Origin of the sequence: Trichocoleus desertorum ATA4-8-CV12 (genome assembly GCA_019358975.1) — a bacterium.
GTDB classification, from domain to species: domain Bacteria; phylum Cyanobacteriota; class Cyanobacteriia; order FACHB-46; family FACHB-46; genus Trichocoleus; species Trichocoleus desertorum_A.
The window spans coordinates 1-10,934 of sequence record JAHHIL010000088.1 but is presented as its reverse complement, the minus strand read 5'-3'; the positions used below and the strand labels follow the sequence as shown (position 1 = coordinate 10,934).

Genomic DNA, 10,934 nt, shown 5'->3' with positions numbered 1-10,934 from the left:
GATAGCAACCCGGTCAATGGTTCACTCTCAGCATAAAGGAAACCCATGAATCAGGAACTACGCTTCCTAGTGAAGTTCTCTAGCAGGAATTGACAATCATCATTGCGGGAAAGCGCAAACTCGACTTCAGGTCATTCGCGTCATAGATAATGGCAAGGTGGGGAGTCGTTGAAAAATGTGAATTCGGGTTCTCAAATATTGCACTTTCCCGCAAACATGATTTGTGGTTGCTTACCTATGATCTAAGAGCGTCGTTTTCTACAGGGAGATGCAATCCTATGAATCACTGGCTGAAGCGACGAATCTATTACTATGCGCTCACGGTTAGCCTTTTGATGAGTGTGTTGCTCTCGATGGCTCCGGTAGCACTGGCAAAATACCGTCCCCCCGCCAAACCGTCAGCACCGAAGGGAACGAGACCCAATATAACGCGTGGTGGCGCTGCGATCGCAGCGCCACCATCGGCTTAACCACACTCGTTCCATTGAGCCATGTTGGGCAAACTAGCTCCCAGCATCCATCATTCTTCTGGTTTGTGCCCGAGCGCCAAGCCTACCCCCTGCAATTCCGACTCTTCACGTCCAATGGACAACCGCTCTACCGCACTCAACTACAAAGCCAAGCGGGAATCATGCAGTTTTCCCTGCCTCAAAGTCAGCCCCAACTAGCGATTGGACAAACCTATCGCTGGCAGGTGGTGTTGGTCTGTGACCCGCAGGTTCCTTCGAGGAATGTCGTGGCGGCGGCAGAAATCGAGGTGGTCAAGCCTGATGCGTCGTTGCAGACTCAACTGGCTGCCGCACCAACACCCCAACAGCAGAGCAACCTGTATGCGGAGACTGGGCTATGGTATGACGCGATCGCAGCCGCACTCAAAGCTTCTGAGACAGCTCAAACTCAGTCACCTGTGTTGGATTTACTCGATTCCCTTGCCGCTTCGGAAGCCCAACCGCTGAAAGACTGGAGCGATCGCCTGAAGCAGATTGAGGCGAGCGAACGACAGCGCCAAGAGCTGCGCCAGCCCCCGCAACCCAAACTCTAAGACCCATGCAACCTGTCACTAAACAGATCAAATCAAGCAAACGCAAGGTGCGATTGCCCCTGGCAACTGCGAAGCACTCGCGTTTTCTCCTGCCCTTCGCCTTTTGCCTTTTGCCTGTTACTTTCTGTCTTCCTCTTCATACCCCACCTCCCGCTGTTGCTCAAGCGATCGATGCTCGTCAAGCCGAAGCCGATCGCCTGTTGAATCAGGGAATTCAGCAATATCAAACTAGCCAATTCCAAGCCGCGCTGGATTTTTGGCAACAGGCATTCCAAATTTATCGCGCCCTCCACAATCGCCACGAGGGATGGACACTCGGCAATCTGGGATCTGCTTACCAGTCTTTGGGCGACTATGCCAAAGCAATTGAGTATGGTCAGCAATATCTAGTCATCGCCCGTCAGATTAGAGACCGCTATGGAGAAGGTGCAGCACTCGGCAGTTTAGGACTCGCCTACTTCTCTTTAAGCAACGATGCCAAAGCGATTGAGTATATGCAGCAGTGGTTAATCTTCACCCGCGAAATTAAAGATCGCCGAGGAGAAGGTTTGGCACTCGGCAATCTGGGACTCGCTTACCAATCTTTGGGCAATGATGCTAAAGCGATCGAGTATATGCAGCAGAGTTTAACCATCACCCGCGAAATCAAAGATCGTGAAGGAGAAGGTGCAGCACTGAGCAATTTGGGACTCACTTACCACTACCTAGGTAACTATGCCAAAGCCATTGAGTATGGTCAGCAACAGTTAGTCATTGCCCGTCAAATTAAAGACCGTCAAGGGGAGGGGATGGCGTTCAACAACCTCGGAGCGGCGTTCTTAAAAGCTGGTAACCCCACAGAGGCTGAAAGAATGCTCATGCAGGGAATTCAAGTGTGGGAATCGATGCGGCAACTGCTTGGCTCCAACGATGCGAATAAAGTCTCTATTTTTGAAGGACAAGCTCGAACCTACCAGACGTTACAACAAGTCCAGGTGGCGCAAAAGAACCCGATTGCTGCCTTAGAAATTGCTGAGCGGGGACGTGCCCGTGCTTTTGTCGATCTCCTGACCCAGCGTTTGTCATTTGGTTCCGCCGATGCGGTCGTTGCTTCTGTTCTCAACCAAGATCAAATCCGTCAAATCGCGAAAGCACAGAACGCAACTTTAGTACAGTATTCCATCATCTACGATGACTTTCAGATTCAGGACAAACAAACATCGCGAGAATCAGCGCTCTACATTTGGGTGATTCAACCTACAGGTGAAATCACGTTCCGCCAGGTAGACCTCAAACCCCTTTGGCAACAGCACAACGCCTCCCTAGCCAACCTCATCATTGGCAATCAAGAGTTTCTGGCTGTTCGCAGTCGCAACAGTCTTGGCTTTGCCCAACGCCAACCCGACTTGCCGACGCTCCATCAACTGCTGATCGACCCGATCGCCTCTCTGCTTCCCAAAGACCCCAACGCCCATGTCATCTTCATTCCTCAAGGCTCCCTCTTCCAGGTGCCTTTTCCCGCCCTGCAAGATGCCAATGGCACTTACCTAATTCAAAAACACACCATCCTCACCGCACCCTCGATTCAGGTCTTGGATTTGACTCGGCAACAACAACAGAAGTTAGCCACTCAGCCAACCAGCCGTCGTGGTAACGCTCTCGTGCTGGGCAATCCCACCATGCCACAGATTTCTTTGTTTCCCGGAGAGCCGAAACAAGCCTTATCACCTCTACCGGGAGCCGAAGCCGAAGCCAAAGCGATCGCCCCGCTGCTCAACACTCAAGCCATCATCGGTGATCAAGGCACCAAAGCTGCCATCACTCAAAAAATGCCCCAAGCATCAATCATCCACCTTGCCACTCACGGATTGCTCGATGACGTGCAGGGATTGGGTAGCGCGATCGCCCTGGCTCCCTCTGGCAGTGATGACGGCTTATTGACCGCAGCAGAGATTTTCGACATGAAACTGCAAGCTAGTCTGGTGGTTTTGAGTGCCTGCAACACGGGAGAAGGCAGAATTACCGGAGATGGGGTGATTGGCTTGTCGCGCTCTTTGATTTCAGCAGGCGTGCCCAGTGTGATTGTTTCCCTCTGGGCAGTTCCCGATGCGCCGACCGCAGAATTGATGACCGCGTTTTACAAGAACCTTCAGAAGCAACCCAATAAGGCACAGGCACTCCAGCAGGCAATGTTAACCACGATGGCAACGCACCCCGAACCGAAAGATTGGGCAGCTTTCACGCTGATTGGAGAAGCAGAGTAACACTGCTTTGAAAGGCGAGCGACTCAGACAGATTCAGGCAACCCCTGCTGTATCTACCTAAACCTCTCCACCTAAAACGTATCTCTCTCGATCCAAAATCATCACGGAGTTTTGTTTCACGGTTGAAGTTCACAAGTAGACGTATCAGGAGGCTCTAGTATGCGACATCAGTCAAATCGACAGTCAAATCAACCTATTCTAGGGATTGGCACTTGCTGGCCTGCTTCAAGCTCCTCGTCTAATCTCTTCGCATCACTTTCAACAAGGACTCACGTCGTATGACGAAGGAGATTATCAAGAGTCTGCGTTAGCTTTTCGTCAGGTAATTAAGCATGATTCAACTAACTCCCGAAAACCCAGAAGACCTTTATCTCAGCCTTGGTTACGCCTTGCAGAGTCGTAGCAGGCATGAAGCAGGAGTGCAGGCTTCTGTCAATATCTCTTTGATTAACGAAAGATACAGTCATCATGGGCCACATACATCCTGTAGTTTCGTTGAATTCGCCATTGCTCCCTCTTGAGCGATCGCCTAATCGCAGCCTGGATAAGACTTTTTGACGATTATTCTACTTGTCAAGAGAGATCTGACAATGCATGGGGCTGCTGAGCCTAGCCGCTAAGTTGTGGCAATTTTGACTATTTCTAGTTCTAGGTAAGTCAAGTGCATCAGGACCTGGAAGGGTGGGCAAAGGTTATTGCCTGCTATCCTGTGTTAGGGAGCTATTGCAGGTCTGATTTTGTAACAGCGATTGCTCCTCCGCTCCAGCAGTAGCTAAATTTTATTCATACTGTTCTCAAGTGATGGGCTGATCCTACTGCTTATGAAAGCCATTCTCCAGTTTCTGCAAAAACTACCAAAGTTATTCAGGCAGTTGCACAAGCCGCAATTTTTGGGAGTAATGGCTGGGGTGCAACTCGTTATTTTGTTGCTACTTTGGTTAACTTGGCCACAGGCACCGATCACCCTGACGTTTGTAGTTCCTGCTCCTGAAAGCCAGCATTGGTCAAGGCTGGTTCAAGATTTCCAAGCACAAAATCCCGATATCCGAATCAAGCTGGTGGAAGGAGCTTACACAACCAATGAAGTGGAAGCCATCTATACTTCTGCTCTACAGACAGGTAGCTCGATCTACGACTTGATCTATCTCGATATCATCTGGACTCCAAAGTTTGCCGCCGCAGGTTGGCTCAGCAATCTCTCAGATCACGTTTCGTCCAGTGACTTAGCTCCATTCTTAATCGATGACATTGAGGCAGGACGTTACCAAGGAGCGCTATATCGTATCCCCTTCCGCACCGATGTCGGTATGCTCTACTATCGCAAAGATTTACTACAGGAGATAGGCGAGCCAGCCCCAGCAACATTTGCAGAGCTAGTGCAGGTTTCCCAACAGTTACAGGAACAGCAACAGGTTCGCTGGGGCTACGTTTGGCAGGGACAACAGTATGAAGGGTTGGTAGCGATGTTTGTGGAGGTCCTGGCTGGGTATGGTGGATTCTGGATCAACCCTGAAACGAGGGAAGTTGGGCTCGATCAAGCTCCAGCCATCCAGTCTGTGGAATTTCTCCGAGATACATTGAAGCTAGGTATCTCTCCCGCTGAAACTACAACCTACGACGAGGAAGAATCCTTCGAGAAGTTTCAGCAAGGCGAGGTGGCTTTCTTGCGTAACTGGCCTTATATTTGGCCGAGAGTTGAGGCGATGAAAACACTTCAGGGAAAAGTTGGCATTAAACCGATGGTGCATGCCCCAGGCTATCGTAGTGCGGCTTGTAAAGGAGGGTGGGGGCTTGGGATTGCGAGAAATGCTAAACACCCTGAAGCAGCTTGGCGAGCGATTCAATTTTTCACCAGCGCAGAGTCACAGCGTCGCTTTGTGCTTCAGTCTGGATATTTACCGACCCGACGTGATCTCTTTGTAGACCCTGCGATCGCCCAAAAATATCCTCACTTTCCCAGTTTGCTCCAAGTCCTAGAGCATCCGGTTTTGCGTCCATCCATCCCGCAGTATGACCAAGCTTCTCAAATTCTCCAGCGTCATCTCAGTGCAGCCCTGACTGGACAACCGAGTGCAGAAGCCGCGATGCAAGCAGCAGCCAAAGAGACCCAGCGATTGTTGGCCAAGAGCTATTGAACTTGGGCGGGTAGAGGCAGGTCGCGATCGCGATTGAAGTCCCAGTTTTGCTGTTGCTTGGCCTGTAACCACAAGAAGCCTGTAATCAGCTGGAGTAGAAACAGGCATAAATTGAGGATGATTAACCATCGCAGGCGCGGACTCGCCAGAGACGTCGGTTTCTGTGGAGATGGAAAGTCAGGAGCTAAGCGTTGCAGAATTTCCTGAGTATTCAGGGGGCGTTGTCCCGGAAAAGGAGCCATTAAGTCATCAATTAAATCTGCAAGTCTAGTTGAAACTTGAGGGGCAGCATCGTGCCAATTCAGGGTGCCCGTTTGCGAATCTTCTGGTAGGTCGATCGGATGTTTGCCAGTCAAGAGATAGACAAAGGAACGACCCAAAGCGTAGAAATCCGATTGGGGGACTGCCTTGCCATTCACCTGTTCTAAAGGGGTGTAGCCTGGGGAAACAATTCCTGTGACTTCTCGACCACTGCCAACTTTAGCGAGATAGGTATTGGTCACTTCTCTGGCCGTGCCAAAGTCGATTAAAGCAAGTTGACCTCCTGGCTGGAGCATGATGTTAGATAACTTGATATCTCGGTGAAATAACTCATGCTGATGCACGACATCTAAAATTTCCACCAGTTGCTTCAGCCATTGCCAAACGATCGCTTCCGAAATAGGGCCTTGCTGCTCTAACCACTGCTCTAGATTTTGCCCCTCAATCTTTTGCATCACCAAACAGTGCAGCATTAGAGAATGTTTATAAGTGACGGGGGAGACTGAAAGGCTGAAGAAACCATCAGGTTCTACTCGCGGAATGCCTGAATGTTGCAACTGTTGCAGCGTTTTTGCTTCTCGCTCAAATAGCTTGAGTAATTTAGGAGTTTTCAGAACCTTCAGGACTTTCAGCATCCCTTGATCCTCAGCTAGAAAGACTTCAGTCTGGCTCAGTTCATCCAGTTCCCGCAACGGTTGAACTAAGCGATAGCGTTGCTGGATCAGCAGAGGCGTGCCACAGGCGAGACAAGCGGCAATATCTCTGGGATTTTGGCGCACTGGGCATTTCGGATTGATACAATAGCTCACGCTCAATCCTCTGGCTGCTTCAGTTGTTCCAGTTGATTCGTGACATATTCCATCACGACGGGCTGCAAAGTAAAACCAGCAACGCTTTTTTCAATCAGCGATCGCCTCACTAAAGATTCTAAAGCTCGTAATAAATCGGACGGCAAAACAGGTTGTAAACTCTCTTGCAGCCTAGCCAGCATGACAGGTTCTTTGACTTTCGCAACCTGATATAGAATTTTATGTTCTAAAGGAGATAAACGGTTGACTTGCTGTTCAATAAAATCGTTGATATCTCCAGTAATCAAAGTCATGCGCTGCTTCAAAAAATCTGTCACACTGCCATCAAAAATTTCTTTAATGGTCGTAGAAACCATTTTTAAGACGAGAGGATTGCCGCGATAGATTTGAATTAAAGTAGTCCATTGTCCTTCACCGGATAGGTCTTTAGCCTGTAAAATTTCTCGCGCTGCTTCTTTAAGCCCTTCAAGTTTAAGCGATCGCACAGGTTGATTGCTGCCATCTAGTAAGGCAATTTCTCGCGTTTGTTCACGACTCGTCAAAAGTAAACAGCTTTGGTGAGTTTCTTGGCTCAATCGTTGCAGCAATTCCCCATAACTTTTGTATCCCTCGCGATAATGCCCTGCAAAATCGCCACTGCGTAGAATCGTTTCTAAGTTATCCAAGACCAACAAACAGCGGTACTTGCGGAGATACTCCATCAAGGTAGCAAGTTGGCTTCCAATCTTAATGGGTGAGTCAGTCACACGCTCAGGAGAGAGTAGCTGTAACCAATCGCTTAGTAATTCTTCTAAAGGTAAGGGACGACGCAGCGATCGCCAAATCAAATAATCGAATTGGCCTTGAATTTGGTGAGCCAGTTTAGCTGCTAAGCTCGTTTTACCAATTCCGCCCATGCCCAGCAAAGTGACGATACGACAGCGATCGCCTACAATCCACTGCTCTAAAGTTGTGAGTTCTTCTTGTCGCCCATAGAACACAGAGATATCGGGTGCTTCTCCCCAACTCGAAGTGGGCCGCACCTCACCCTCTAGCGCAAAATTTTTATAGCCTGCTGCCTCTAGCCAAGTTGCGATCTCTCTCCAACTCTCAACCGTATTTGTGGCTCTGCCCGTTAAAGCTTCTACATAACGGTACAAAGTATTACACAGATCAACTTCTACGGTTTTGGCTGTCTTCACCAATTGTATAGCAATCTCTGCTGGACTGTAGCCACAAAGTAGCCCTCGCAAATGCAACTTCTCAACCTCGGTCAATCCCAGTTTCTTATGAGGAGCGATCTCCCGTTTAGCAGTAGCCAAGTCTGGATACAGTTTATCAAGGTTCCAAGTGGTTACGGCCTGATCAAATGGATCTGGGGTCAACACCATGATTCGCTGCTGGACTGCAATTTCTAACCATTAATCCTAACCAAATTCCTAACGGGGATTAGAGCGTTCCTAACGGCTGCTCCGCTTAATCTGGATGTAATAACACTTCCAGTTTAGAGTGTCGCGAGAAAAATGCAAGGGAATGCCTGCCGCTGTTTTCAGCTTTCTTGAATGTCGCTCTCTGGGAGGAACTTGATGTGAAATTTCGCTAGGAAATAAATAGTATGACTTTTACAGTAACGCGATTTCAATCCACGATTAGCATAAGTTTAGCAACGGCTGCCATTATCAGTATCCCAACTGTGAGCCTCGCTGTTTCAGTTGAGCAAGTGCCCAACCCTCGGCAAATGAATAGGGGATGGGTGACCGATACCGCAAATATCCTTAGCCCTGCAACAGAAGCCAGCCTCAATCAAAAGATCTCGGAATTAGAAGCGAAAAACGGCAGTGAAATTGCTGTGGTTACAGTTCCAGATACCGCGCCTTCTGCAACACCCAAACAGTTTGCCACAACGTTGTTTAACCACTGGGGAATCGGTAAAGCAGCACATAATAATGGCGTTTTGTTTCTCATTTCTCTAGGCGATCGCCGTGTCGAAGTCGAGACAGGGCATGGCATTGAGGAGCATTTACCAGATGCTCAGGTGGGGCAGATTATCGATCAGCAAATTGTTCCCCGCTTGAAGCAAGGTGATTTTGATGGCGGCACTTTAGCAGGAATTCAAGCGGTGAGCCAAGATTTAGCCCCTGTGATCTACAGTGCTAGTGCTTCTAGCCCAACGGCCAATGCATCACTGAACACCACAGCGGTGCAGATATCTGCCATGAATACAGCAGTTAGTCCCAGTTCTGTAGACGAAGTATCCTCCAACTCAGCTACAGAGGTATCAAGCTTCACCCATGACCTACTCAACTTTTTAGGATGGGGAGCATTGCTGGTGTTTGGTTCTTTATGCATTGCTGCGATTATTCGCAATCATGATGACGATGATTCCAATAGTGGTGGCGGTGGAAACAAGCGCTCTAAACCACGCGCAATTGTGTCTTTTCCAAGTAACAGCCACAGCGGGAGTTATAGCGGGGGTGGCGCAGGCGGTGGTGACGGCTTTGGTGGCGGTAGCAGTGGCGGGGGTGGCGCAGGCGGTGGCTTTTGATCTCCAACGACACCCAATTAATTAAGACACCTGTCCAGCTTCAAGATTGGCTCGGCGGAAGTAAGCAGCAGACATAAGACCGATCGCCTTACACTGCTCTGCACAGTGGCAAAAGATGGCAGTATATTCTGTCATCTTTTCATCTCGCATTTCATCATAGGCGATCGCGCACTTAAGGGCTAACATCATCGCTACGACTGCTTATCGATACAAACCTCAGTTTCGCTTTTCACCCACGGCAACGCGGCTAATTGCTGAGTTTGCGATCGCCTGAGACTACAAATAATGACTCTGGCAGACAATTCCCTAGAAAGTAGCATTAACCCTTCAAGTTGCACTTTCCCGCAATCACGCTTACGCACTTCCCACCACGCAATTTGTGGGTAGAACGAATGCCTTCTCAGCCCGTCTTACTTAAGCTTTAAACCAAGCACTCAACATTCTTATCCACCGCATTCCTTCCTGCATCATTCCTGATCTGCGGTTATCACAAATTTACCCTTGTTTCGTCTCCGCGATCTCGAGCGTCTCATGGCACGCGATCGCGGAGCTGATTCAGTTAAGCAACCTCATTCCAATTTTCAAGGTAAATCATTTTACGCTTACACAGGAGAACCCCTGATGAAATTGGTATCCAAGGCTTTTACAGCGCTAAACACCGTTGCGCTCTCCCTGGGTTTGACTCATTTTGCATTTGCCCTTGATCCAGCCACTCTCTATCAGCGATCGAGTCCTGCGGTGGTTTCAATCTCAGCGCCAAATGGCAAATCCTTGAACTACGGAAGTGGATTTATTGCCAATTCTAAAGGATTGATTCTAACCAATCAGCATGTAGTCGGAACGAACAAACAAGTTGCGATTAAGTTAGCAGATGGCTCCATTTATTCAGGCATTGTAGTGTCTCGGAATGCGCAAGTTGACTTAGCCCTGATTCAGATCCGCCCTGAAAAACCGCTTCCAAGTTTGAGCATTCAAGCTGTACCTCCCAAAATTGGGCAAAAAGCTTATGCGATCGGCGATCCAAAGGGCTTGGAGAGAAGCCTCAGCGATGGCATCGTCAGCCGCATCGACGGCAGTGGCATGATTCAATTTACCGCAACTGCTAGCTTTGGAAGTTCTGGTGGACCTCTGCTGAATGAGGACGGTCAAGTCATTGGGATTGTTCAAGGCGGCAATCCGGGCACCAATCTCAACTTTGCTATTCCCGCTGCTGCCATCAACAGTCTGCCAGGACGGCGAGGATTTGTGGCTCAACAACGCCAACAAATTGGATACTATACTCTGGCAAGCAGTCTTCAATTCAGACAAAGCAACTATCAGAAAGGGTTAGCGATCTTGAACGAAGGGATTCGCCGCTATCCCAATAATGCGCTTCTCTACTCCAATCGAGGCGTCGCTAAAAGCCTTCTACGAGACTACCAGGGTGCACAAAGTGACTACACCCGCTCCATCCAGCTTCAGCCATCCTCACTAGCGTACAGTAACCGAGCTAAGGTTTATGCCGCCTTAAAGCAGCGGCAGCAAGCCCTTCAAGATTTCACTGAAGCCATCAAAATCAATCAGGGTTGGGGTGAAGGCAATATTGGAGCGGCGTTTTACAGTCGTGGTGAGCTTCAGAATCAACTCGGTAACACCAAGTCCGCCATCTCAGACTTCAAACAAGCCGCCAAGTTTTATCAACAAATTGGCAATTCAGAACGCTATCGCGCTGCCCTCGATCGCATTACCTTGATCAGCGCTCAGTAGTGGGCGATCGCAACCGAGTGATCGCCCTGCTTAAGCACAAGACTGTTGAATTACAGGTGAACTGACATGGTTGCCCAAACTGACATTTACACGCTGAATCTGCCCTGGGACGAACTCCCGTTGAACCTGCTTGAAGATAACCAGAAATTACACTTTCGACAACACGCCCAAATC

The 10,934-nt window shown here is 49.0% G+C and carries 10 protein-coding genes; 7 read left to right on the top strand and 3 right to left on the bottom strand.

The genetic code is table 11. From position 1 onward, the window contains the following. Positions 1 to 278: 278 nt before the first annotated feature. From KME12_27380 to KME12_27360, 5 genes are all read left to right on the top strand, one after another. A complete protein-coding gene (locus tag KME12_27380; protein MBW4491484.1) occupies positions 279 to 470 on the top strand; it encodes a hypothetical protein in 192 nt (63 codons plus the stop codon). Continuing rightward, on the top strand, positions 377 to 1,042 hold the full coding sequence (locus KME12_27375) for a DUF928 domain-containing protein (GenBank protein ID MBW4491483.1): 666 nt from the start codon (positions 377 to 379) through the stop codon (positions 1,040 to 1,042). Before KME12_27380 ends, KME12_27375 begins: the two co-directional genes overlap by 94 nt. Positions 1,043 to 1,047: 5 nt before the next feature. Next, positions 1,048 to 3,285 carry a CHAT domain-containing protein gene (locus tag KME12_27370; GenBank protein MBW4491482.1) on the top strand — a complete coding sequence of 746 codons (2,238 nt, stop codon included), beginning with the start codon at positions 1,048 to 1,050 and terminating at the stop codon, positions 3,283 to 3,285. Between the two features lie 332 nt (positions 3,286 to 3,617). Continuing rightward, entirely contained in the window at positions 3,618 to 3,806 is a 189-nt protein-coding gene (locus KME12_27365) for a hypothetical protein (protein ID MBW4491481.1), read from the top strand. A 300-nt stretch (positions 3,807 to 4,106) separates the two neighbouring features. Continuing rightward, positions 4,107 to 5,420 (top strand): ABC transporter substrate-binding protein, encoded by a 1,314-nt coding sequence (locus KME12_27360; GenBank protein MBW4491480.1) that lies wholly within the window; start codon positions 4,107 to 4,109, stop codon positions 5,418 to 5,420. Here the strand turns inward: KME12_27360 and KME12_27355 are convergent. Both KME12_27355 and KME12_27350 read right to left on the bottom strand, forming a co-directional pair. Beyond that, entirely contained in the window at positions 5,414 to 6,490 is a 1,077-nt protein-coding gene (locus KME12_27355; protein MBW4491479.1) for a serine/threonine protein kinase, read from the bottom strand. The two genes, KME12_27360 and KME12_27355, sit on opposite strands and share 7 nt — an antisense overlap. A 2-nt stretch (positions 6,491 to 6,492) precedes the next feature. Next, the gene (locus tag KME12_27350; GenBank protein MBW4491478.1) at positions 6,493 to 7,860 is read right to left on the bottom strand and encodes an NACHT domain-containing protein; all 1,368 of its coding nucleotides are present in this window, start codon (positions 7,858 to 7,860) and stop codon (positions 6,493 to 6,495) included. A 224-nt stretch (positions 7,861 to 8,084) separates the two neighbouring features. Here KME12_27350 and KME12_27345 point away from each other — a divergent pair, with 224 nt between their 5' ends. Continuing rightward, positions 8,085 to 9,014: a TPM domain-containing protein gene (locus KME12_27345; GenBank protein MBW4491477.1), complete on the top strand. Its 930-nt coding sequence runs from the start codon at positions 8,085 to 8,087 to the stop codon at positions 9,012 to 9,014. Between the two features lie 21 nt (positions 9,015 to 9,035). Here KME12_27345 and KME12_27340 read toward each other — a convergent pair whose 3' ends face one another. Next, the gene (locus KME12_27340; GenBank protein MBW4491476.1) at positions 9,036 to 9,203 is read right to left on the bottom strand and encodes a hypothetical protein; all 168 of its coding nucleotides are present in this window, start codon (positions 9,201 to 9,203) and stop codon (positions 9,036 to 9,038) included. Positions 9,204 to 9,635: 432 nt separating this feature from the next. Between KME12_27340 and KME12_27335 the strand changes: the two genes are divergently transcribed. Further along, positions 9,636 to 10,760: a serine protease gene (locus KME12_27335; GenBank protein ID MBW4491475.1), complete on the top strand. Its 1,125-nt coding sequence runs from the start codon at positions 9,636 to 9,638 to the stop codon at positions 10,758 to 10,760. Positions 10,761 to 10,934: the final 174 nt, after the last annotated feature.

Coding starts and splice junctions, on each gene's coding strand:
- KME12_27380 (MBW4491484.1), top strand. CDS start 279: ATGAATCACTGGCTGAAGCGACGAATCTATTACTATGCGCTCACGGTT.
- KME12_27370 (MBW4491482.1), top strand. CDS start 1,048: ATGCAACCTGTCACTAAACAGATCAAATCAAGCAAACGCAAGGTGCGA.
- KME12_27365 (MBW4491481.1), top strand. CDS start 3,618: ATGATTCAACTAACTCCCGAAAACCCAGAAGACCTTTATCTCAGCCTT.
- KME12_27360 (MBW4491480.1), top strand. CDS start 4,107: ATGAAAGCCATTCTCCAGTTTCTGCAAAAACTACCAAAGTTATTCAGG.
- KME12_27350 (MBW4491478.1), bottom strand. CDS start 7,860: ATGGTGTTGACCCCAGATCCATTTGATCAGGCCGTAACCACTTGGAAC.
- KME12_27345 (MBW4491477.1), top strand. CDS start 8,085: ATGACTTTTACAGTAACGCGATTTCAATCCACGATTAGCATAAGTTTA.
- KME12_27340 (MBW4491476.1), bottom strand. CDS start 9,203: ATGATGTTAGCCCTTAAGTGCGCGATCGCCTATGATGAAATGCGAGAT.
- KME12_27335 (MBW4491475.1), top strand. CDS start 9,636: ATGAAATTGGTATCCAAGGCTTTTACAGCGCTAAACACCGTTGCGCTC.